Origin of the sequence: Hymenobacter sp. B1770, assembly GCF_049896385.1 — a bacterium.
In the GTDB taxonomy this organism is placed as follows: domain Bacteria; phylum Bacteroidota; class Bacteroidia; order Cytophagales; family Hymenobacteraceae; genus Hymenobacter.
In genome coordinates this window covers 20633-45863 of record NZ_JAFCUF010000012.1, presented here as the reverse complement: position 1 = coordinate 45863, position 25231 = coordinate 20633, and the positions used below count along the sequence as shown (strand labels likewise).

Annotated in this window: 13 protein-coding genes; all 13 read left to right on the top strand. The window is 60.8% G+C overall.

The annotated features are described in order from the left end of the window. Positions 1 to 36 precede the first annotated feature (36 nt). The gene (locus ACP7AJ_RS19035; protein WP_426061788.1) at positions 37 to 3015 is read left to right on the top strand and encodes a SusC/RagA family TonB-linked outer membrane protein; all 2979 of its coding nucleotides are present in this window, start codon (positions 37 to 39) and stop codon (positions 3013 to 3015) included. Positions 3016 to 3028: 13 nt separating this feature from the next. Then, positions 3029 to 4744: a RagB/SusD family nutrient uptake outer membrane protein gene (locus ACP7AJ_RS19030; protein WP_426061786.1), complete on the top strand. Its 1716-nt coding sequence runs from the start codon at positions 3029 to 3031 to the stop codon at positions 4742 to 4744. 162 nt (positions 4745 to 4906) lie between these two features. Further along, positions 4907 to 6559 carry a pectate lyase family protein gene (locus ACP7AJ_RS19025; protein ID WP_426061785.1) on the top strand — a complete coding sequence of 551 codons (1653 nt, stop codon included), beginning with the start codon at positions 4907 to 4909 and terminating at the stop codon, positions 6557 to 6559. A 76-nt stretch (positions 6560 to 6635) separates the two neighbouring features. Beyond that, positions 6636 to 8039 (top strand): glycoside hydrolase family 140 protein, encoded by a 1404-nt coding sequence (locus ACP7AJ_RS19020; RefSeq protein ID WP_426061784.1) that lies wholly within the window; start codon positions 6636 to 6638, stop codon positions 8037 to 8039. A gap of 6 nt (positions 8040 to 8045) precedes the next feature. Next, complete coding sequence (locus ACP7AJ_RS19015; RefSeq protein WP_426061783.1) at positions 8046 to 9014, top strand: glycoside hydrolase family 43 protein; 969 nt, start codon at positions 8046 to 8048, stop codon at positions 9012 to 9014. Further along, complete coding sequence (locus tag ACP7AJ_RS19010) at positions 9007 to 10917, top strand: six-hairpin glycosidase (RefSeq protein WP_426061782.1); 1911 nt, start codon at positions 9007 to 9009, stop codon at positions 10915 to 10917. The genes ACP7AJ_RS19015 and ACP7AJ_RS19010 overlap by 8 nt, the downstream gene beginning before the upstream one ends. A 156-nt stretch (positions 10918 to 11073) precedes the next feature. Beyond that, complete coding sequence (locus ACP7AJ_RS19005; RefSeq protein ID WP_426061781.1) at positions 11074 to 13911, top strand: glycoside hydrolase family 2 TIM barrel-domain containing protein; 2838 nt, start codon at positions 11074 to 11076, stop codon at positions 13909 to 13911. Between the two features lie 284 nt (positions 13912 to 14195). Continuing rightward, complete coding sequence (locus tag ACP7AJ_RS19000) at positions 14196 to 16961, top strand: family 78 glycoside hydrolase catalytic domain (RefSeq protein WP_426061780.1); 2766 nt, start codon at positions 14196 to 14198, stop codon at positions 16959 to 16961. A 30-nt stretch (positions 16962 to 16991) separates the two neighbouring features. Then, on the top strand, positions 16992 to 18221 hold the full coding sequence (locus ACP7AJ_RS18995; protein WP_426061779.1) for a glycoside hydrolase family 88/105 protein: 1230 nt from the start codon (positions 16992 to 16994) through the stop codon (positions 18219 to 18221). Positions 18222 to 18247: 26 nt separating this feature from the next. Further along, positions 18248 to 19378 carry a sialidase family protein gene (locus ACP7AJ_RS18990; RefSeq protein ID WP_426061778.1) on the top strand — a complete coding sequence of 377 codons (1131 nt, stop codon included), beginning with the start codon at positions 18248 to 18250 and terminating at the stop codon, positions 19376 to 19378. Positions 19379 to 19544: 166 nt separating this feature from the next. Continuing rightward, the gene (locus ACP7AJ_RS18985; RefSeq protein WP_426061777.1) at positions 19545 to 20939 is read left to right on the top strand and encodes an alpha/beta hydrolase family protein; all 1395 of its coding nucleotides are present in this window, start codon (positions 19545 to 19547) and stop codon (positions 20937 to 20939) included. Positions 20940 to 21086: 147 nt separating this feature from the next. Continuing rightward, positions 21087 to 22967 carry a right-handed parallel beta-helix repeat-containing protein gene (locus tag ACP7AJ_RS18980; protein ID WP_426061776.1) on the top strand — a complete coding sequence of 627 codons (1881 nt, stop codon included), beginning with the start codon at positions 21087 to 21089 and terminating at the stop codon, positions 22965 to 22967. Between the two features lie 54 nt (positions 22968 to 23021). Further along, positions 23022 to 25214 carry an alpha-L-rhamnosidase C-terminal domain-containing protein gene (locus tag ACP7AJ_RS18975; RefSeq protein ID WP_426061775.1) on the top strand — a complete coding sequence of 731 codons (2193 nt, stop codon included), beginning with the start codon at positions 23022 to 23024 and terminating at the stop codon, positions 25212 to 25214. Positions 25215 to 25231 lie beyond the last annotated feature (17 nt).

Below are 25231 nucleotides of genomic sequence, written 5' to 3'. Positions count from 1 at the left end.
TCGCTTAGCTTTACTAATCTTCAAAATTCCCACTCTATGAAACCTTATTTTTTACTTCTGGTGGCCCTGCTCCTCACCACAAGGGTCTATGCGCAAACCCGCACCATTACAGGTCAGGTTTTCAGTGCCGATAAATCAGAAGCGCTGCCGGGCGTGACGGTGGTGCTGAAGGGCACTACCACGGGCACAGCCACCGACAACGATGGCCGCTTCACGCTGCCCGCTCCCGACAAGCAGGAAGTAACCTTGGTAGTTTCCTACCTCAGCTATAAGGTGCAGGAACTAGTGGTGAAGCCTGACCAATCCCGTCTGCAAGTACGGCTCTCGCCCGAAGCTGCTGCCCTAGACGACGTAGTGGTTATCGGCTACGGCACGGTTCGCAAGCGCGATTTGACTGGCTCGGTGGTATCGGTGAAAGGGGAGGAGGTCACCAAACTGCCAGTAACAACCGTGGTGGAAGCCCTGCAGGGCAAGATTCCGGGCGCCGACATCACGCGGAACAGCGGCTACGCGGGCCAGGGCGCCTCGGTGCGCATCCGCGGCAACCGCTCCATTGCCAACCCGGGCAGCTCCAACAACGTGCTCTACATCGTAGACGGCGTGCAGGGCGTGAACGCCTCCGACATCGACCCCAACGACGTGGAGTCGATTGAGGTGCTGAAGGACGCTTCCTCCACGGCCATCTACGGGTCGCGCGGCGCCAACGGCGTTATTATTATCACCACCAAGCGTGGTTCCAACAACAAGCCCAAACTCTCGCTCAACGCCTACAATGGCATTACGCAGGTGGCTGGCTACGGCCAGTTTATGGACGGCCCGCAGTACATCGCCTTCCGGCGCGAAGCCTTCCGGGCCGTGGGCACCTGGAACAGCCCGGCCGACGACAGCAAAGTGTTTAACCCTGCCCAACTTGACGCCATCAACAAGGGGCAATTCGTGAACTGGCCCGATTTGCTGTTGAACAACGGCCGGCAGCAGAATTACCAGTTGGGTGTGGCCGGTGGCTCCGAAGACACCAAAGTGTACTTCTCGGCGGGCTATTTCGACGAGCAGGGGCTGTTGGAGCTCGACCGCTTCAAGCGCTATACGGCCCGCCTCAACATCGACCAAACGGTGAACAAATGGATGAAGGTGGGCATCCAGTCGCAGCTGGCTCACATCAACAACGACATCCGGCGCGACCCCTTCAACCTCGCTTCCCAATTGCCTCCGCTGGGCTCGCCCTACAACGCCGACGGCACGTTTGCCCTGTTTCCGCTGGGCGGCAACCAGGTAAACCCCCTGGCCGACCAGCAGCCCGGTGCCTACCAGCGCAACACCAAAACCAACCGTATCACGGCCGGCGCATACCTGGAGCTCACGCCGATGGATGGCCTGAACTTACGCTCCACATTTGCAGCCAACTTTGCCACTTCCGAGGCTGGCAACTTCTACGGCCGCAACACCATCGACGGGCGCGGCGCCAACTCGCAAGCGTCCATTGCCAACAACCAGAACCGCAACCTGAGCTGGGAAAACGTGCTGACCTACCGCAAGGACATCGGCGAGCATTCGCTGACGGCCACCGGCGTGGGCAGCATCCTGACCTTTACCAACACCAACAGCTTTGTGGGCGGAGCCAACCAAGTGCTGCCCTCGCAGTCGTTCTACAACCTGGCCGGCGCCAACCAAAATCCCTTCTTCGGCAGCGGCTTCGCCCAGAACAAACTCATCTCCTTTACCGGCCGTGTGAACTACGGTTTCAAAGGCAAGTACCTGCTCACGTTGACTGGCCGCAGCGACGGCTCGTCGAAGCTGGGGCCGGGCAATAAGTGGGCCTTTTTCCCGTCGGCCGGCCTGGGCTGGCGCCTGATTGACGAGCCCTTCATGAAAACCCAAAAAGCGCTGACTGAATTGAAACTGCGCGGCAGCTACGGTATCTCGGGCAACGACGTCATCAATGCCTACGCCACCCAGGGCGCGCTGCAGCTCATCCAATTCGGTTACAACGATGCTGGAGCCACGCCAGCCTACGGTATCGCGCCCACCATTGGCAACCCCGACCTTAAGTGGGAGCTGACCACCACCGCCGACTTCGGCGTGGATTTCGGTTTGCTCGACAACCGCCTCACGGGCACGGTGGACTACTACGATGCCCGCACCAACGACCTGATTTTCCCCTACACACTGCCTTTGCTCACGGGCGTAACCACCGTAAACCGCAACATCGGTAAAACCCGCAACCGCGGCATCGAAGTGGCGTTGACCTCGCAAAACCTGCGTGGCAAAAGCTTTACCTGGTCGACCACGGCCACCTTCGCTGCCAACCGGGAAACCATCGTGTCGCTGCCAAATGGTAACGTGGTGGCCGACGACTACCGCAACTCGCTCATTCAGGGCCAGCCTGCCCAGATTTACTACGACTACAAGAAAATCGGCATCTGGCAGCTGGGCGAGGAAACCGAAGCTGCCAAGTACGGCGCCATTCCCGGCGACATCAAGGTAGCCGACCTCTCAGGCCCCGACGGCGTGCCCGATGGCCGCATCACCTCCGCCGACCGCACCATCATCGGCTCGCGCGTGCCCAAGTGGACCGGCGGCCTCAGCAACGACTTCCGCTACCACGGCTTCGACCTCAACGTGCTGCTGGTGGCCCGCGTGGGCCAGTGGATTAGTTCCGACTACTACGCCAAGTATACCCGCAGCGGCAACAACAACGGCGCCGTGGTGGACTACTGGACCCCCGAAAACCCCACCAACGAGTACCCCCGGCCCAATGCCACGCGCAGCCTCAGCTACGTCACCACCCTCACCGAGCGGCAGGCGTCCTTCGCCAAAGTGCGCAACATAACCTTGGGCTACACCCTGCCCAAGGCCGCCACCAGCTTCCTGCACATTGACAACATCCGCCTCTACTTATCAGGCAAAAACCTGTACACCTTCAGCGACCTGAAGGACTTCGACCCCGAGGGCGAAGGCGTTATCGACCGGCCACTCAACCGCGTGTACGTGGTGGGTCTAAACGTAGGCTTCTAAGCAATCAGTCGTCATGAAAAAGTCTTTCATCCGTCCCCTAACTTTCGCGCTGCTGGCCCTGACCGCCACCGCCTGCGAAAAGGAACTCGAAGAATTCAACCCCAGCGGCTCGACCGCCGAAGCCGTGTTTACCACGCCAGAGGGTTTCGAAACCGCCGTGAACGGCGTGTATACCTATAACCGCGCCCTTTATGGCAAGGAAGCCGGCTATGCGTTGTTGGAAATGGGCACCGACATCTGGACCAACGCCGCCAACAACGGTGGCACCGTGGTGAGCGGAGCTTCCCCGCAGCCGCCCCTTACCACCTACCAAAGTCTGATTTCCGACAACATTTGGGTGCGGTCGCCGCTCTGGCAGCAATGCTACGCCGCCATTAACCTTAGCAATCAGGCCCTTAAATACGTAAACACGGCCGGCTTGCTGCCCGCCCGGCGCGCCGTGCTCGAAGGCGAGCTGCGCTTTATGCGGGCTTGGTACTACTACCATTTGGTGGAATCTTTCGGCGACGTGCCCCTGCGCCTGGCACCCACTGAGGGTCTCCAGACCACCGCCACCCGCGCTCCGGTGGCTGAGGTCTACAATCAAATTTTCCAAGACCTTGACTTTGCCGTGGCCAACCTACCGGTGACCACCCCCGACTACGGCCGCGTGACCAAGCCCGCCGCCGAAGCCTTCGCCGCCAAGATTTACCTCACCCGCGGCCAGTACCAACGCGCCGGCAACTTGGCCAAGCGCGTGCTGACGGCCTACACCGCCCAGAACGTGCGCCTGCTTACCAACTACGCCAGCCTCTGGGACATTGCCAACCAGCGCAACACCGAAGTGCTGTGGGCAGTGAACTACTCCACCAATCTGGCCTTGAACGCAGGCAGTAACCTCGGCCACACCCATTTTTTGATGGAATACAACACGCTGCCCGGCATGCAGCGCGACGTAGCCAACGGTTTTGCCAACGTGCGCTACATGCCCACGCGCTTCTTGGTCGAGTTGTTCAACGAGCAGAACGACGCGCGCTACAACGCCACCTTCAAGCAGGCTTGGTTGGCCAACAACGCGGCTAGCATTCCGAAATGGAGCGCGGCCGAAATTGCCCAAAACCCCACGGGCCTAGCCGGCCTGCTCAACCAGAACAAGTTTGCCCTGGGCGACACGGCGGTGCTCGTCACCAAGCGGTCAATTGACAATTTCCAGCAGCAGTACACCCGCCGCTACCGCTTTCGGACCTACGACATCGACGACGTGTACAACGCCGACGGCACGCCCAAAGACCGGTTTCACTACTTGTCGCTGCGGAAGTTCGACGACCCCACCCGGGCCACCGCCACCGTGCAGGAAAGCTCGCGCGACGTGAACCTGCTCCGCCTCGGCGACATCGTTCTCATTGCCGCCGAAGCTCAATTCCGACTCAACAAGCTTGACTCGGCGGCCTTCTACCTCAATCAGGTGCGCACCCGCGCTGCCCTGCCCGGCCGCACCGCCGCCATGCAAATCACACCATCGGCCGTGACACTCGACTTCATTCTGGACGAGCGCGCCCGCGAGCTGGCCGGCGAGCAAATGCGTTGGTTCGACCTCAAGCGCACCGGCAAGCTGCTGGAGCGCGTGCGCCTCCGCAACCCCGACGCAAAAAACAACATCCAAGACTACCACCTGCTGCGCCCCATTCCGCAGACCGACATCGACGCCGTGACGAACAAGGGCGACTTCCGCCAGAATCCGGGCTACTAGAATATCCAGAAAGCCCCTGCCAGAAAGAACCGTCATGCTCATCTGGCGTCCGCGCAGCCGAAGTATCTCGCGGGTGGTAGCAATTCAATCGTTAAACAATGCAAGCGAGATGCTTCGGCCGCGCTCAGCATAACAGCCACTTTTCCTGAGCAAATAACCACTATGAACAAGCGCCTCACCCTGCTTTCTGCTCTCATTGCCTCGGCCAGCGCCGCGCCGGTGTGGGCGCAGTATCCCACCATTCCGCCCGAGATAGAAGCCAAGGCCGAAGCGGCGCTGAATGAAGCCAAAAAGCGCTCCGATGTGGCATGGCAGAAAGCCTTGCCCATAGTGGAGGCCGAAGCCAAAGCTGGCAAGCCCTATGTGCCGTGGGCGGCCAAGCCGTCGGATTTGCCGCAGGCTACTATTCCCGCGTTTCACGGCGCGGAGGGTGGGGGAGCTTTCTCTTTCGGCGGGCGCGGCGGCAAGGTGTACGTGGTGACGAGCCTGGCCGACAGCGGCCCCGGCACGCTACGCGAGGCCTGCGAGCAGGGCGGCGCCCGCATTGTGGTGTTCAACGTTGCCGGCATCATTCAACTCAAAAGCCCGGTGATAATCCGGGCTCCTTACATCACACTGGCGGGCCAGACGGCGCCCGGCGACGGCATCTGCGTAGCCGGCGAATCGGTGTGGATTAACACCCACGACGTGGTGGTGCGCTACCTGCGCTTCCGGCGCGGAGCCATGGACGTGGGGAGGCGCGACGATGCCCTGGGCGGCAACCCCGTGGGCAACATCATCATAGACCACGTCTCGGCTAGCTGGGGCCTGGATGAGAACATGTCGATGTATCGGCACGTGTACGACAACCCCCAGACCGGCAAGGCCGATAAGCTGCCCACGGTAAATGTGACCATTCAAAACTCCATCTTCTCGGAGGCGCTTGATACGTACAACCACGCCTTCGGCAGTACCCTGGGTGGCTTGAACAGCGCCTTTGTGCGCAACCTGTGGGCCAACAACATCAGCCGCAACCCCTCGGTGGGCATGTACGGCGACTTCGGTTTTGCCAACAACGTGGTGTTCAACTGGTGGAACCGCTCGGCCGACGGCGGCGACAACCGCTCGATGTACAACTTCGTGAACAACTACTACAAGCCCGGCCCCATCACGCCGCTCGACAAGCCCATCAGCTTCCGCATCCTCAAGCCCGAGTCTAGCCGCGATAAGACCTTGGGCCAGGTGTACGGCAAGGCCTACGTGGCTGGTAATATCATCGAAGGCAACGAAAAGATTACCAAAGACAACTGGGCCGGCGGCGTGCAGCTGGAAGACGTGGCCGAGCCGGAGAAAGTCCTGGCCAGCATTCGCCTGAACGAGCCGCTGCCCTTCCCGCACGTGACCGTGATTTCGGCCCAGGAGGCCTACCAGTTTGTGCTAGCCAACGTGGGCGCCACCCTGCCCCGGCGTGACGCCGTGGACGCACGCATTGTGGAAACGGTGCGCACCGGCAAAATCACCTACGCCAAAGACGCCAAGCCATCGGCCAAAAGCCCCTACCTCAAGCGCCGCCTGCCCGACGATTCCTACAAGCAGGGCATCATCACCGACCCCGCCCAGGTGGGCGGCTACCCCGCCTACAAAGGCACGCCCTACCAGGACTCGGACCGCGACGGCATGCCCGACGCCTGGGAGAAAAAGCACGGCCTCAACCCCAAAAGCGCCGCCGACGCCAGCCAGGACCGCGACAAAGACGGCTACACCAACATCGAGGAATTCCTCGACAGCGTGGTGAATTTGCAAACCGTTCGCCCCACAGAAAAGCGCAAATCATAGCCTGTAGCGCGGACTTTTAGTCCGCGAGTAAACAATACCACTCGCGGACTAAAAGTCCGCGCTACCTCAATCCCTCATGTTTCTCAAAGCCCGTTTTTCTCATTTACTCCTGGTGCTCCTGCTGTCGCTGGGAGCCTGGGCTCCGGCTGTCGAGCCCACCGGCCAGCTCAAGGTGTCGCCCAATGGGCGCTACCTGATGACGGGCAGCGGCAAGCCCTTTTTCTGGCTGGGCGACACGGGCTGGCTGCTATTCAATAAGCTCAAGCGCGAAGAAGCCGAAACCTACCTCGAAGACCGCCGCCAAAAAGGCTTCAACGTGATTCAGGTGATGGTGCTGCACACCGTTCCGGCCACCAACGTGTACGGCGACTCGGCCTTGGTGCGCGGTGACGTGGCCCGGCCCAAGCTCACGCCCGGTGCGCAGGCCACCGACGCTACGCAGTACGACTTCTGGGACCACGTCGACTACATCGTGGACCTAGCCGCCAAAAAGGGGCTTTATATGGGCCTGGTGCCGGTGTGGGGCAACAACGTGAAAGCCGGCAAGGTCAACCAGCAGCAGGCCAAAGCCTACGCCACCTTCCTGGCCGAACGCTACAAAAACCGCCCGAACATTATCTGGCTGAACGGCGGCGACATTAAGGGTTCGGATTCGATGCAAGTGTGGAAGACCATTGGCGCCACGCTAAAAGCCGTGGACCCCAATCACCTAGTGACCTTTCACCCCCGCGGGCGCATGCAGTCATCGGATTGGTTTCAGCAGGAGAAGTGGCTGGACTTTAACATGTACCAGTCGGGCCACCGCCGCTACGAGCAGGACACCTCACGGAACGAAAAGCTGCACTACGGCGAAGACAACTGGCGCTACCAGCAGGCCGATTACCAAATGAAGCCCGCCAAGCCTTCCATCGACGGTGAACCGTCTTATGAAGGCATTCCGCAGGGTTTGCACGACGTGACCCAGCCCCGCTGGAACGACGCCGATGTGCGCCGCTACGGCTACTGGTCGGTGTTTGCAGGCGCCTTTGGCTACACCTACGGACAAAATTCGGTGATGCAGATGCACAGCGCCTTTGACAAGGGCAGCGCCTATGGCTCGAAGGAACTGTGGTCGTCGGCCATCAACGCGCCAGGCTCGGCCCAGATGGTGCACCTCAAGAGCCTGATGCTCTCGCGACCCTTCTTCGAGCGCGTGCCTGACCAGTCGTTGATTGCCGGCGACGCGGGGCAGCAGTACAACCGCCTCTTGGCCACTCGCGGCAAAAACTACGCCTTCATCTACGCCTACAACGGGCGCAACATGAAAGTGAACCTGGGCAAAATTGCTGGCACTAAGGTGAAGGCCGCTTGGTACAGCCCGCGCGATGGCAAAACCACTGCCATCGGCACCTTTCCCAACCGAGGAACTCGGGAGTTCAACCCGCCCGGCGAGCAGAAAGACGGCAATGACTGGGTGCTGATTCTGGATTCCATCAGCTAAAGCGCCGTGCCTCTCACCCTCCCTACATCCTTACTGGTGTTAAGCAGCGCGGCGCTGCTGAGTTCCTGCGCGAAAGAGGCCTACATGTTTACGTCCTTTCGCGAGCCGGCTACCGACGGGTTGCGCCTGCTCTACAGCTACGATGGTTATAAGTGGCAGGACCTGGGCAAGTCGTTTTTGAAGCCGCAGGTAGGACCGAGCAAGCTCATGCGCGACCCCAGCATTGCCAGGGGGCCCGACGGCACCTACCACCTGGTGTGGACCTGCGGCTGGAAAGGCGACAAGGGCTTTGGCTACGCCAGTTCTCAGGATTTGGTGCACTGGTCGGAGCAGCGGTTCATCGATGTGATGAGCCACGAGCCCACCACCGTGAACGTGTGGGCCCCCGAGATTACCTACGACGCCGGCACCCGGCAGTACCTTATTGTATGGGCCAGCACCATCCCGCTGCGCTTCCCGAAAGGGGAGGAAGCCGAGGATAACAACCACCGGCTCTACTACACCACGACCAAAGATTTCCAAACCTTCGCGCCCACGCGCCTTTACCTCGACCCCGGTTTCAGCGCCATCGACTCTGAAGTGCTGCGGCGTGGGGCGAAGGACTACGTGCTGATAGTGAAAGACAACACCCGGCCCATGCGCAACATCAAAGTAGCGTTTGGGCCCACGGCCACAGGGCCTTTTGCGAAAGTATCGGCACCCTTTACCGACAACTTTACCGAAGGACCGAGCGTGGCCAGGCTGCCAAACAACCAGTGGCTGATTTACTACGATGCTTACAAGGAGAAGAAATACGGCGCTATGAAAACCACCGATTTCATCACCTTCACCGACGTGTCGGCCCAAACCAGCGTGCCAGCGGGGCACAAGCACGGCACCATTTTCACGGTGCCGCGCCGGACGCTTAAGAAACTGTTGCCAACCGTGCCGGCCGGGGCTGCGGGCGCAACTTCAGCCACGGGAACCCATGAGTAACAACCAACTGCTGCCCGGAGGTAGCGTCTCCGCCACGGTGCTGGCCCTGCTGCTGCCTGCCCTGGCCCACGCTCAAGCGCCCGAAACCATTCGCTACACCGGCACCACCCTCAGCAACGTGGACTATCACCACGGGCAGCTGCGGCCGGCCGTGGGAGTGCACGCCCGGCAGGTGGTGCGCGCCAACCGCGAGCACCCCGACGCCGCCAACGGCGAGGGTTGGACCTACAACCACGCTCCCATGCTGGCCTACTGGAACAAGCAGTACTACCTGCAGTACCTCAGCAACCCGGTGGGCGAGCACGAGGCCCCCGGCCGTACCCTGCTCTTGACATCGAAAGACGGGCAGACCTGGGCCAGCCCCGCGGTGATTTTCCCGCCCTACAAAATCCCGGACGGCGTGACCAAGGAGAACCGCCCGGGGAAGGTCTCCAAGGACCTGTACGCCGTGATGCACCAGCGCGTGGGCTTTTTCGTGTCGAAGAAAAACCGCCTGCTCACCCTGGGCTACTACGGCATCGTGCTCGAGCCGCATGACGACCCGAACGACGGCCGCGGCATTGGCCGCGTAGTGCGCGAATTGCTGCCTAACGGCAAGTACGGCCCCATCTACTTCCTGCGCCACAACGCCACCTGGGACAAGTCGAAGTCCACGTACCCCTTCTATACAACCAGCAAGGACAAGGGCTTTGTGGCCGCCTGCGAGGAAATATTGGCCAACCCGCTAATGATGCAGCAGATGGTGGAAGAGCAGGACCGCAACGACCCCTTGATTCCGCTCAAGAAGGACTACAAAGCCTTCAGCTACTACCACCTGCCCGACAACCGCGTGGTGGGCCTCTGGAAGCACGCCCTCACCACCATCAGCCCCGACGGCGGCAAAACCTGGCCTAACCCGGTGATTCGCGCTCCCGGCTTCGTGAACAGCAACGCCAAAATCTGGGGCCAGCGCACCACTGATGGGCGCTACGCCACGGTGTACAACCCCTCCGAATTTCGTTGGCCATTAGCAATCTCCACTAGCGACAACGGGTTGGATTATATTGATTTGTTGCTGGTGCACGGCGAAATAACACCCATGCGCTACGGCGGGGCCTACAAGTCCTACGGCCCGCAATACGTACGCGGCATCCTGGAGGGCAATGGGGTGCCGCCCGATAAAAACCTGTGGATGACCTACAGCGTGAACAAGGAGGATATTTGGGTGGCCTCGGTGCCGGTGCCGGTGCGCGCCAAGGCGGAAGGCCCGGCCAACGAGGTGTTTGCGCAGCTACCGGCAGGGCAGGAACTCCTGAACTGGAACACCTACAGCTTGGTGCAGGCGCCCGTCGAAATCGGCAAGTTGCCTGACGGCACAAAAGGCCTTGTGTTTAAAGATGCCGACAAGTTTGATTACGCCAAGGCCGAGCGGATTATTCCGGAAGCCAAGAAGGTAGTGGCCGAGTTCTCGGTGGTGCCGGCCCAAAACAACCACGGCCTGCTGCAAATCGAGTTTCAGGATGGCAAAGGCACGGCGGCCGTGCAACTGACCTTCGATGCCGAAGGCAACTTCCGCCACAAGGCAGGCTCGCGCTTTAAGGGTATTACGAAGTATCAGGCCGGCCAGCAATACGACGTGAAAGTCGCGCTCGATGCCGACAGCCGCTCGTTCACCGTGGCGGTGAACGGCAAACCCTCGGGCACCTACATCTTCTTCGCGCCGGTGGCTTCCTTCGAGCGCATCATGTTCCGGACGGGCGAGGCCCGGCACTTCCCCACGCCGGACACGCCCGCCGACCAGGAATACGACCTGCCGAAAGCCGGAGAGTCGGACCCGCTGGCAGTGTTCTACCTGAAATCCCTGAAAACTTCCACTCCCGAGTCCTCGCCCGGTCCGGCTGCCAAAGGCCCGGGTGGCCTCTAACGAGTACTGGTCAGGCCGAGCCGGCCGAAGCACCTCTCCCTTTGGCTAAGCCAAGGCTCAGCGCAGGGATGGTGAGACTAATTGCGCCGGAGAGGTGCTTCGATCGGCTCGGCATAACCAGCCAATACCACCTTTAACCTTCTGATACCTACTGCCATGCCCCACGTTTTTACAGGGTTTAAATTTGCTGCGCTGCTGGTGCTGCTGTCCTTCGCCCGCGGGCAGGCCCAGAGCACGGAAAAGCTTATGCTCTCCGGCACGGGCAACGACAAAACCGTGAAGTGGCAGTTTTACTGCACGGCCGGCCGCAACTCCGGCAAGTGGACCACCATTCCGGTACCCTCAAACTGGGAGCTGCAGGGCTTTGGCAAGTACAACTACGGGCACGAAAAAGACACAGCCCGCGGCAAGGAAAAGGGCTTGTACAAGTACCAGTTTAAGGTGCCGGCTAGCTGGCAGGGCAAGGTCGTGAACATCGTCTTCGACGGCTCCATGACGGACACCGAAGTTAAAATCAACGGCCAGTCGGCCGGGCCCATTCACCAGGGTTCTTACTACCGCTTCAAGTACGACATCTCGAAGCTGCTGAAGTACGGTAAGACCAACCTGCTCGAAGCCACCGTGGCCAAGCACTCGGCCAACGAGTCGGTGAACGACGCGGAGCGGCGCGGCGATTTCTGGCTGTTTGGCGGCATTTTCCGGCCCGTGTTTCTCGAGGCCCTGCCCGCCGCGCACATTAGCCGGGTGGCCCTTGATGCTCGGGCCGACGGCAGCTTCAAAGCGGACGTGTACGCGGGCGGCACCGCGGCCGACGAGGTCGTGGGCCAGCTTTACACGCTGGAGGGGCAGAAAGTAGGAGGGGAGTTCCGAGCCCCGGTAGCAACGGGCAGCACGCCCACGCCCTTGCAAACCACTGTGCCTACGCCCAAGCTCTGGACCCCCGAAACACCTAACCGCTACCGCCTGGCACTCACGCTGCGCCGGGGTGGCCAGCCCGTGCACACCCTCAACCAGCGCTTCGGCTTCCGGACCGTGGAACTGCGCGAGCGCGAGGGCTACTACGTCAACGGCGTGAAAGTCAAGTTTAAGGGCGTGAACCGGCATGCGTTCTGGCCTAGCTCGGGGCGCACCACTAGCAAAGCGCTGAGTATCATCGACGTGAACCTGATGAAGGACATGAACATGAACGCTGTACGCATGTCGCACTACCCGCCCGACGACCATTTTCTCGAAGCCTGCGACTCGCTTGGCCTCTTCGTGTTCGACGAAATAGCCGGCTGGCACGCGGCCTACAACACGCCCACCGGCACCAAGCTCACCGAGGAGATGGTGGTGAAAGACGAAAACTACCCCAGCATCATTGGCTGGATAAACGGCAACGAGGGCGGCCACAATTTCGACCTTGACCCCGTGCTCGACCGCATGGACCTGCAAAAGCGACCCGTCATTCATGCCTGGCAGGTATTCCGCGGCACTGACACCCAGCACTACATCAACTACGACTACGGCAACGGCACGCACTTGCAGGGCCACAATGTGGTGTTCCCCACCGAATTCCTGCACGGCCTCTACGACGGCGGGCACGGCGCGGGCCTGCAAGACTACTGGGAGCAGATGTGGGCGCACCCGCTTTCCGCCGGGGGCTTCCTCTGGGACTTTTCCGACGCCGGCGTGGTCCGTACCGACCGTAAAGGCCAACTCGACACCGATGGCAACCACGGCGCCGACGGCATCCTGGGGCCGTACCGCGAGAAGGAGGGCAGCTACTTTACCATTAAGGAGGTATGGTCGCCGGTGTTTTTCGAGCGCCGTGAAATCACGCCTGCCTTCGACGGCAGCCTCCGCGTGCAAAACCGCTTCCATTACACCAACTTGAGCGAGTGCAAATTCACCTGGAAGCTGGCCCAATTGCCCGCTCCCGGCGGCAAGGCGACGGCTGTCACCAAAACCGGCAGCATCACGGCTCCCAGTGTAGCGCCGGGCGGCACCTACGGCACCCTGCAGCTGGCCCTGCCCGCGGACTGGCCGCGCCACGACGTGCTATACATCACGGCCCAGGACCCCAGTGGCCGCGAAATCTATACCTGGAGCTGGCCCATTGCCCGCCCGGCCGTGGTGGCCCAGCAGCTTGTGCGCACGGAGGGCCCGGCGCCCGCGCGCCTCACTGAAACCGACTCGCTCTACACCGTAGCTGCCAATGGCGTGGAGCTGACCTTCAGCCGCAAAGCGGGCGTGCTGCGCCAGGTGCGCAATGCCAAGGGCGTCATTCCGCTCACCAACGGCCCGGCGCTGGCCGAAGGCGAAACGGCTTTTGAAGGCCTCAGCCAGCGGCAGGAGGGCCAGAATGTGGTTATCGAAGCCAAGTTTGGCAAGAAGAGCAGCTACCAGTCGCTGGAGTGGACGGTGTACCCCTCAGGCTGGGTGCGCATGAGCGCCAAATACTTCCCCCGCGACTACGATTTTGCCCTGGCCGGCCTGAGCTTTAGCTACCCCGAAAAAGAAGTAAAAGGCGCCCAGTGGCGCGGCGACGGCCCCTATCGGGTGTGGAAAGACCGGATGAAGGGCACCACCCTCGGCGTATGGGACAAGGCCTATAACAACACCTCTACCGGCGAGGCTGAGGGCACCCGCGGCCCGGAGTACCCCGAATTCAAGGGCTATTACTCCAACTTCCATTGGCTGACCCTGCAAACCACTGGCCAGCCCTTCACCATCGTTTGCGACCAGGAAGACGTGTTCTTGCGCCTGTTCACGCCGCGCTTTTCGGCTACGCCCTACAACACGGCCCCGGCCTTCCCCAGCGGCAGCATCTCGTTCATGCACGGCATCACGCCCATCGGCACGAAGTCACAAAAAGCTGAAAACATGGGCCCCATGGGCAAAACCAACATGTACTACGACTACAGCAAAGACCCGTCCTACGCCAAGGAGATTACGCTGTACTTCGATTTCACGGCTAAGCAAGCTGCTGCCGCAACAGTTGGGAAACGGTAAGAAGCTCATCCTTGTGAGGGCACTAAATAGCGGCCTAAGCTAGTATCTCAAAACACTAGATTTATGAGCTGAAATTGGCTGTAAAGCCAGAAAACTGTACCAAAATCTCCTTACCATGCGCAAATCGTGAAGGTTCGTGCTAACATCCTAGAATAAACTGAACCAAAATAGTCGGAACTATGGGGTACGAAAAGTGCCTTGTGAAGCCCCCGCCTTCCAGACTTGTCAAACGACAGGTTTTCAATTTATAACTGAGTGGAAGCAGGAGGGAGAAGGCCCCGACTATGAACCGAAAACACCTGCTTCCATTCCTGCTGCTACTCTTGGTGCTCACGGCGCTGCGGCCCGCCGCGCCAGCCGCCGTGCAGCTGACGCGCCTGCGCTGCGAGCTGCTGACCAACCCCGAAGGCATTGATGCACCTGCGCCTCGCCTTAGTTGGGAGCTGAGCAGCTCTGAGCGCGGCCTGACCCAAACCGCCTACCAAGTACTGGTGGCTTCCACCCCCGAAAAGCTGGCCGCCGACGAAAGCGACCTCTGGAATTCGGGTAAGGTCAGCTCGGCCCAATCGGTGCACATAGCCTACGCCGGCGCGCCGCTGAAAACCCGCACCCGCTGCTACTGGAAGGTAAAAACCTGGACCGACCAGGGCGAAACCAACTGGAGCACGCCCGCCCACTGGAGCATGGGCCTGCTCAACTATCTCGACTGGAAAGGCCGCTGGATTGGCCTGGACCGCGCCTTCCCTTGGGACAAGGAGGAGACGCACGCCCGGCTGTCGGCCCGTTACTTCCGCAAGGAGTTCAAGACTGAAAAGCCGATAAAGCAGGCCACGGCATCCATCATCGGGCTGGGGCTGTACGAACTGTATCTCAACGGCCAGCGCGTGGGCGACCAGGTGCTGGCACCCGGTCCCACCGACTACAACAAAAACGTGAAGTACAACACGTTCGACGTGACGGCGATGCTCAAGCCCGGCGCCAACGCCGTGGGCACCGTGCTGGGCAATGGCCGCTTCTACGCCATGCGGCAGAAATACAAGCCTTACAAAATCAAGACGTTTGGCTACCCCAAGCTGCTGATGCAGCTGGATGTGACGTATGCCGACGGCACCCGCGAGGTCATCAAAACCGACGATACCTGGCAGGCCACGGCCGATGGCCCCATCCGGACCAACAACGAATACGACGGCGAAGAATACGATGCCACTAAGGAAATGAAGGGCTGGAGCACGGCTGGTTTCGACGCCAAAAACTGGCTGAAAACCGAGCTGGTACAGGAGCCCGGCGGCGCCTACGAGGCCCAGATGAACGAGAACATGAAGGTGATGGAAACGCTGAAGCCAGTGGCCATCACCAAGCTGAAATCCGGCGCTTACATCCTAGACATGGGCCAGAACATGGCCGGTTGGCTGCGGCTGCGCGCTACCGGCAAGCGTGGCGACAAAATCACCCTGCGCTTTGCCGAGACCCTGCAACCGAGCGGCGAGCTATACGTGCGCAACCTGCGCGATGCCCGCGTGACCGACGTGTACACCATGAAAGGCGGCGGGCGCGAAACCTGGGAGCCCACCTTCGTTTACCACGGCTTCCGCTACGTGGAAGTGAGCGGCTACCCCGGCACGCCCACGGTGGCCGACTTCGACGGCCGCGTGGTGTATGACGACATGGCCACCACGGGCGAATTCACGACCTCGAACGCCACCATCAATCAGATTTACAAGAATGCCTACTGGGGCATTCGCAGCAACTACAAGGGCATGCCCGTGGACTGCCCGCAGCGCAACGAGCGGCAGCCCTGGCTGGGCGACCGCACCACCGGGGCCTACGGCGAGAGCTTTGTGTTCGACAATTCGCGCCTCTACGCCAAGTGGCTCGACGACATTGCGCAGGCGCAGAAAGCCGACGGCAGCATCCCCGACGTAGCCCCCGCTTTTTGGCGCTACTACGGCGACAACGTGACCTGGCCCGGCACCTACCTGACCATCGCCGATATGCTGTACTCGCAGTACGGCGACAGCCAGCCCATTGCGAAGCACTACGACTCGATGAAGCGCTGGTTGACTTACATGCGGGCTAACTACATGACCAGCGACAACATCGTGACCAGGGACAAGTACGGCGACTGGTGTGTGCCGCCCGAATCGGAGAAGATGATTCACTCCAAAGACCCTGCCCGCAACACCAGCGGTGAGGTCATTGCCACCAGCACCTACTACCATATGCTGGCCCTGATGCAGCGCTTTGCCACCGTGCTGGGCAAGCCCGCTGATGTGCAGGAGTACGCCGGCCTCGCCGCCAAAATCAAAGGTTCTTTCAATCAGAAATTTCTGAACGCCCAGAACCAACAGTATTCTAACAACACGGTGACGGCCAACCTACTGCCGCTGGCTTATGGCATGACGCCTGACGCCGAGCGCACCAAGGTGTTTCAGAACATAGCCGATAAAATTTTGGTCGAAAACAAGGGCCACATCAGCACCGGCGTCATCGGGACGCAGTGGCTGATGCGCGGCCTCACCGAGCATGGCCGGCCCGACATTGCCTACCGCCTGGCCACTAACCGCGACTACCCGAGCTGGGGTTACATGGCCGCCAATGGCGCCACCACCATCTGGGAGTTGTGGAACGGCAACACCGCCGACCCCGCCATGAACTCCCAAAACCACGTGATGCTGCTCGGCGACCTGCTCATTTGGTACTACGAAAGCCTAGGCGGCATTAAGTCGGCCCCCGACGCGCCGGGCTTCCAAACCGTGGAAATGAAGCCCGCCCTGATTGCCGACCTCACCAGCGCGCAGGCTAGCTACCGCTCGGTGCGCGGCCTCATTCGCAGCAACTGGAAAAAAGACGCCAAGCACTTCACTTGGAACATTACCGTGCCGGGCAACACGAAAGCCATGGTGTACATCCCGGCTAAGTCGGCGAAAGACGTGGAGGAAAGCGGCAGGAAAGTTGCCAAAGCCCAGGGCGTGAAGTTCGTACGCATGGAAGGCGACCGAGCCGTGTTCGAGGTGGGCTCCGGCGATTATGCATTTGTTTCTGACTTGTAAGGCTTGACCTATTTAATGACTGCAAAACCGATGTTGAAACGAGCCCAAGCGGGCGGGCTGCTGTTGGCGCTGGGCGCGGCGGTACTGTTGGCAGGGCCACTTCCTGCCAGCGCCCAGACGAGCCCCGCCACAGCCTTGGCGTTGCCGGCCACGGTTCCGGCCACCGCCAAGTGGTCAGAGCGCATGGCGCTGTCGGTGCTCAAGCGCAGCCCCTGGATGGCCGACCCCGCGCTGGCCGACAACTGGGGCTATACCCAGGGCCTGATAATGCACGCGCTGGAAGAGCTGAGCCGCCAAACCCGTGAGCCGCGCTACCAAGCCTACCTGCAGCTCTACGGCAACAAGATGGTGAACGCGCAAGGTGAGATTTATAAATACAAGCCCGAGGACTTAAGCCTGGACAACATCAACTCGGGCAAAATCCTGTTCAAGCTCTACGCCGATACCAAGCAGGAGAAGTATAAGCTGGCGCTGCAAAAGCTGCACGAGCAGCTGCAAAAACAGCCCAAAACCTCTGACGGCGGCTATTGGCACAAGCTGAAATATCCCAGCCAGATGTGGCTAGACGGCGCCTACATGGCCAGCCCATTTGTGGCGCAGTACGCGGCCGTTTTCAACGAGCCGGCGGGTTTCGATGAAGCCACCAAGCAGCTCTTGCTGCTCGAAAAGCACTTGCGCGACCCAAAAACCGGCCTGCTCTACCACGGCTGGGACGAGAAGCACGTTCAGGCCTGGGCCAACCCGCAAACCGGGCAGTCGCCCCACTTCTGGGGCCGCGCCATTGGCTGGTACGGCATGGCGCTGGTGGATGTGCTCGACTACCTACCCGCCAAGCACCCCGACCGCCCCAAACTACTAAAGGTGCTTGACCGCCTGGCCGTAGCTATTCAGCAGTATCAGGACCCGGCCACCGGCCTGTGGTACCAGGTGATGGACAAAGCCGGACAGCCGGGCAACTACCTGGAAGCATCGGCCTCGTGCATGTTCGTGTACACTCTGGCCAAGGGCGTTAACAAAGGCTATCTGAGCAAGAAGTACCGCCCGGTTGCCGAAAAAGGGTACGCCGGCATCACCACCAAGTTCATCGAAGTAAAGCCCAACGGCGAGCTCAACCTGCTGCAGGTATGCGAGGTGGCCGGGCTGGGGCCAGGCACCGAACGCAATGGCTCCTACGAATACTACGTCAAGGAGCCCATCAAAATAAACGACCCCAAAGGCACGGGCCCCTTCATCCTGGCCAGCCTGGAACTCAAGAAATAACGGCTACGCCGCTGCCCCCTATTAACATGAAAAAAACGCTCCTTCTGCTTGCCCTCGGCCTGACTGCCCACGGCGCCTGGGCCCAAACCAAGCTGTGGCAAAAAGGCTTGGTGACCGACGAATTCATCTTCGAAAAGGCCTCCTTTCCGGAAAGCCACGCCGCCACTATTGCCGAGACGCCCAAGGGCATCATCGCAGCGTGGTTTGGCGGCACCAAAGAGCGCAACCCCGACGTGGGCATCTGGGTGAGCCGGCTGGAAAACGGCCGCTGGACCCCTCCCGTGGAAGTAGCCAACGGCGTGCAAAGCGAAACCCTGCGCTACCCTACCTGGAACCCGGTGCTCTACCAAGTGCCCGGCGGTGAGCTGCAGCTGTACTATAAAATTGGCCCAAAGCCCTCGGACTGGAAGGGCTGGATGCGCACTTCCAAGGACAATGGCCTGACGTGGTCGACCGCCCAGGCGCTGCCTGAAAACTTCGTTGGACCAGTGAAAAATAAACCTGTGCTGCTGAAAAACGGTACGTTGCTATCGCCCACCAGCACCGAGGGCAGCGGCGGCTGGCGCGTGCACTTGGAAGCCTCTCCTGACTTCGGCAAAACCTGGAGCATGATTGGGCCCATCGACAACGGCGAGACGAAGGGCGCCATTCAGCCCAGCATCCTCACGCACAAAGACGGCCGCCTGCAGCTGCTATGCCGCAGCCGCGACCGCGCCATCCTAGAGTCGTGGTCTTCGGACCAGGGCAAAACCTGGACGCCGCTCGCCAAAACCAACCTGCCCGGCAACAACTCCGGCACCGACGCCGTGACCCTGGCCGATGGCCGCCAACTCTTGGTGTACAACCACGTGCTGCCCCCCGGCACTCTCGCCAAAGGCCCACGCACTCCACTTAATGTGGCCGTGTCGAAAGATGGTAAAGAGTGGTACGCGGCGGCCATTCTGGAAGACTCGCCCATCAGCCAATATTCCTACCCCTCGGTAATTCAAACGAAGGACGGCAAGGTGCATTTCGTGTACACCTGGCGCCGCCAGCGCATCAAGCACGCCGTGCTCGACCCCAAGAAAATGAAGCTGGTGAAGATAGAAAACGGCGTGTGGCCGGCCCTGAAGGGCTATACCGCGCCAGTAGGCACGGCAGAGATAACCAAGGATTAAGGGCACTAACAGAGGGTCAACCAAAAAGAACGTCATGCTGAGCTTGTCGAAGCATCTCTACTGCGAGAGTAATCTAATCTGAATCAACGAAGCGGGAGAGATGCTTCAACAAGCTCAGCATGACGTTCGTGACCGATTTCTGCCGGTCCAAAACACATTCCCACCCATGTCCAGACTTCTACACCTGCTTTTCGCTTTTCTGCTCCTGACGACAGCTGCTCAGGCCCAGACTGCAGACGACCAATACCGCCTGCCGCTGCAAACCGTGCTCGACCAGATTCAGCAACGCTATGGCGTAAAAATCAGGCCCGATGCGAACATGGTGAAGGATAAATACGTGACCTACGCCGAGTGGCGCTACCGTCCCGATGTGGAGGAAACGTTGAAAAACGTACTGGCGCCTTTCGACCTGCAGGTGACCAAAACCGGCGAGAAAGCCTACAAGCTAAAGACCTTCCAGTACCACCTGAAAACGCCCGAGGAAGGCGCGGCGCAACTGGCTTACCTTGCCTCGCACTACACCGACGCGGCCAGCTGGGAAAAGCGCAAAGCGGAGCTACGCAGCTGCATGTGGGAGGCCTTGCGGCTGTCGCCCATGCCACCCCGGCCCGCCAGCAAACCCATCATCTCCAACAAGCGGCAGTTCGACGGCTACTCGGTAGAGAATGTGGCCCTGGAGACCATGCCGGGCCTGTTTGTGGCGGGCTCGCTGTACCGGCCGCTCAAGGCCAGGGGCAAAGTCCCTGTAATTATCAGTCCCGACGGGCACTTCGGTAACGGCCGCTACCGGGCCGACGCTCAGTACCGCTGCGCCGCCCTGGCTCGCATGGGTGCCATGGTGTTTAGCTACGACCTGTTCGCCTGGGGTGAGTCGACGCTGCAGTTCAAGGGAGAAGACCACCGCCGCAGCCTCGCCATGACCGTACAGGCCCTCAACGGCCTGCGCAGCCTCGACTACCTGCTGGGGCTGAAAGAAGCTGACAAAACACGGGTAGCCATCACCGGCGGCTCGGGTGGTGGCAGCCAAACTATGCTGCTCACGGCCCTCGACGACCGTATCAAAGTCAGCGTGCCCGTGGTGATGCTTTCCAGCTACCACAGCGGTGGCTGCCCCTGCGAAAGCGGCATGCCCGTGCACCTATGCGGCGGTGGCACTAACAACGCCGAAATTGCTGCCATGGCTGCCCCGCGGCCCCAACTAGCCATTACCGACGGCAAGGACTGGACCGCCGAAACGCCCCAAACGGCTTTTCCCTTTGTGCGGAACATCTACGGCTACTACGGCCAAACCGACTTGGTGAAGAACGTGCACCTGCCCGCCGAAGGTCACGACTACGGCCCCTCGAAGCGCCAGGCCATGTACCAGTTTATGGCGCAGCACCTCAAGCTGAACTTGGCCGCCGCTGAGGATAAAACCGGCAAGCTGGACGAGTCCAAAGTCACTATCGAAAAGGAGGAAGCGCAGCGGGTCTTCGGCCCGCTGGGCGAACTGCTGCCAGCCAATGCGCTGAAAAGCTTCGACGCCTTGCAGGCCCTTTTCAATAAGTCGGTGACGCCCTGATGTAGCGTGGACTCTGCGAGTCCGCGAACGAGCGCAGCGAGTAACGACGTGTGCGCAGGCTGGGGATAAAAATAATTTAAGTGCGGCCGACGGTACTCGCTGCGCTCGTTCGCGGACTCGCAGAGTCCACGCTACTTTCTCATTCGCATGGTTCATCGCCTTTTACTTTTTACCCTCATCCTACTAGCGACTAAACACGCTGGGGCGGCCGATATCTGGGTAGCCACCACGGGCTCGGACCGCAACGCCGGCACGGCGGAAAAGCCGCTGGCAACGGTAGCCGCGGCCCTACGGCAGGCCCGTGACCTGCGGCGCCTGCACGACCCGGCCGTGCAAGGGGGCGTACACATCTGGGTGCGTGGGGGCGAATACCGGCTGGTTGAACCGCTGTTTCTGCGGCCCGAAGACTCGGGCACCGCCACCAGCCCCACGATTATTGAGGCCACGCCCGGTGAGCAGCCGGTATTCAGCGGCGGGGCGCCTGTGCTGGGCTGGCGCAAAGAAACCGGCAAACGACCTGGCTTGCCCGCCGCCGCGCAAGGTCAGGTGTGGGTGGCACCGGTGCCGCTGCTGGGTGGCCGTGCGCTGGCTTTCCGGCAGCTGTGGGTGAATGGTCGCAAAGCCGTGCGGGCCCGCTCGCCCAACCACGATAACCTGCCGCGTCTGACTGCCTGGGACGTGGACCAGCAACAGGCCAGCGTGCCGGCCGCCGCGGTGGGGGCCCTGCGTCAGGTCAACCAGCTCGAGATGGTGTTGCACCAAATGTGGGCGGTGGCTGTGCTGCGTGTGAAAACGTTAGCCGTGCAAGGCAACCAAGCCCGCTTCACCTTCCAGCAGCCCGAAAGCCGGGTGCAGTTTGAGCACCCCTGGCCGCGGCCCATTCTTAATGGCAAAAACGGCAGCTCAGCCTTCTACCTAACCAATGCCATTGAGCTGCTCGACCAGCCCGGCGAATGGTTTTATGACGTCTCGCGCGGTCAAATCATCTACTGGCCCCGGCCCGGCGAAGCCATGGGCATCGCTAAGGTGGTGGCGCCGGCCCTGGAAACGCTGGTGCAGGTATCGGGCAGCCTCGACCAGCCCGTGGCCCACGTGCAGTTCAGGGGCCTGAGCTTCGCCTACACCACCTGGCTGCGGCCATCCGAGAAAGGTCATGTGCCGATACAAGCGGGTCTGTTTATGCTCGATGGGTACTCGCTGAAAAACCCTGGCACGCCGGATAAAAAAGACCTCGAAAACCAGGCCTGGATTGGACGCCCGCCCGCCGCAGTGGTGGTGGCGGGCGCCAGCCATACGCGCTTCGAGCGCTGCCGATTTCTGCACCTAGCCTCGGCCGGGCTCGACTTCGAAAGCGGCACCCACGACGACGCGGTCGTGGGTTGCACCTTCCGCGATATTGCTGGCAACGGCATCCAAGTGGGCAGGTTCTCGGACCCGGGCACTGAAACTCACCTTCCGTACCAGCCCACCGACGAGCGCGAAATCTGCACCAACGAGCAACTCGAAAATAACCTGCTCACCGACTGCGGCAACGAGGACTGGGGCTGCGTGGGCATCGCGGCGGGGTACGTGCGGGGCATCACCATCCGGCACAACGAGGTGGCCCAGATGCCCTACACCGGCATCAGCCTGGGCTGGGGCTGGACCAAAACAGCCAATGTTATGCGTGACAACCGCGTGCAGGCCAACTACATCCATCACTACGCCCAGCACACCTACGACGTAGCCGGCGTCTACACCTTGTCGGCTCAGCTGGGTACGGTCATCAGCGAAAACCGCATCGAGGACATCGGCCGAGCGGCCTACGTGCACGACCCCGAACATTGGTTCTACCTGTATTTGGACGAGGGCTCCTCCCACATCACGGTGCAGGACAACTGGTGCCCAACCGAGAAATTCCTGGCCAATGCCAACGGCCCCGGCAACGTTTGGAAAAACAACGGGCCGATGGTGAGCGACGCCATCAAGCAAGCTGCTGGCCTGGAGCCTGCCTACCGGGACTTGCGGAACGGACTGGCTACGAAATAAACAAGAAGCGGCGTGATGCAGCGCGCCTGCTGATTACGGAAACATTATCCACTGATGATAAAGCCCTACCTGAAACAAGCCCTCGCAACAGCCGCCGTGCTGCTCGCCCTGTTGAGCCCGGCACCCGCCTTCGCCCAGCGCCAGGCCACCTGGATTTGGTACCCCGGCGACTACGAAATCTGGCTGGGCAACCAGATGCAGAACCGGCGCACCGAGCGCGGCTCGTTCTTCCCCGTTTTCTGGAGGATGGACAGCCACTATGCCCTCATTGACTTCCACCAGGACTTTGACCTAAAGCAAGCCGAAGAGGTGGAGCTGCGCGCCGAAGGCCAGTACAACGTCAAGCTAGACGGCAAGCCGCTGACCGGTGCCCCGCAGCGCCTGACCGTGCCGGCTGGCAAGCACCGGCTCAACATCAAAGTCTACAACCAGGCGCAGGTGCCGGCCGTCTTCGTGCGCGGCAAAACCATCGCCTCAGACGGGGCCTGGCTTGTGACGTTTGAGGACAAGGAATGGATTGACGCCTCCGGCAAAACATCAGACCAGTCGGGCACGACTTGGCTCACGGCTGGCAGCTGGAACTTCAACGACCCGCAGGCGCTGCCTTCCGCGTTTAAGCTCAAGACCGAGCCGCAGCGCGCGGCCAGCGTGAGCTGCACGCCCACGGGCCAGGTGGTGGATTTTGGGCGCGAAACCTTTGGCTATGTGCGCCTGCACGGGCTGCGAGGCAAGGGCCAGGTGGCGCTGTACTTCGGCGAGTCGCGCGAGGAAGCGATGGCCACCGAAACCTGCGAAACGCTGGACCGCCTCGACGTGGACCAAACCCAGAAAGCCGACCGACTAACCACCTTGTCGAAGGCGTTTCGCTACGTCAATATCCGTCCCGAAGCCGGCGTGAGCTTCGATTCGGTGTCGATGCTCTACGAGTTTTCGCCGGTGGTGCAGCGGGGCAAGTTCCGTAGCTCCGACGACCAGCTCAACCAGATTTGGGACGTGGCGGCTTATACCATGCACCTGAACACGCGGGAGTTTTTCATCGACGGCATCAAGCGCGACCGCTGGATTTGGTCGGGTGACGCTTACCAGAGCTACCTGATGAACTACTACCTCTACTTCGACACGCCCACGGTGAACCGCACGCTCTTCGCGCAGCGCGGCAAAGACCCGGTCACGAGCCACATCAATACCATCATGGACTACACCTTCTACTGGTTCATGGGCATTTACGACGCCTACCAATACACCGGCGACAAGAAAGTCATTCAGCAGCTCTACCCGCGCATGCAGAGCCTGATGGCCTACTGCCTGGCCCGCCGCAACGCCAACGGCCTGCTCGAAGGCCTGGCCGGCGACTGGATTTTCATCGACTGGGCCGACGGCCTCAGCAAGAAGGGCGAAGTGAGCTTCGAGCAGCTGCTATTTTGCCGCAGCCTCGAAACCATGGCTCTCTGTGCCAACCTCATGGAAGACCAGGCCGGCGCCGCCCAGTATCAACAGCTGGCCACCGAGCTGAAGGCCAAAATCTTCGCCACCTACTGGGACGCTAGCAAGCAAGCTTTAGTGCACAGCCGCGTGAACGGGCAGCCCACCGCCAACGTGACGCGCTATGCCAACATGTTCAGTATTTTCTTTGGCTACCTCAGCCCCGAGCAGCAGCAACAGGTGAAACAGTCGGTGCTGCTCAACCCCGAAGTGGCGAAAATCACCACGCCCTACATGCGTTTTTATGAGCTGGAGGCCCTATGTGCCCTGGGCGAGCAGCCCTACGTGCTCAAGGAAATGAAGTCCTACTGGGGCGGCATGCTGCAGCTGGGCGCCACTTCGTTCTGGGAAGAATACGACCCCTCCAAACAGGGCGCCGAGCACTACGCCATGTACGGCCGGCCCTTTGGCAAAAGCCTGTGCCACGCCTGGGGGGCTAGCCCCATATACCTGCTGGGCAAGTACTACCTCGGCGTGAAGCCCCTCACGCCCGGCTATGCGACCTACGTGGTTGAGCCCAACCTAGGCGGCCTGCAGTGGATGGAAGGCGCCGTGCCCACGCCACAGGGCGACATCGCAGTGGCCGCCAGCCCCAAACAGCTCAAAGTGAAAGGTGCCGTGGGCACCGGTACGCTGCGTTTCCGCAGCCGCTCCAAGCCAAGTTGCAAAGGCGCTAAGATTCGAGCCAAAGGCAACGGGCAATATGAAATGCAACTGGAAAAAGGCCGGGAATACGTGGTGACCTATCAGGCCCTGACCAAGTAAGCTGAAGCATCCTCCGG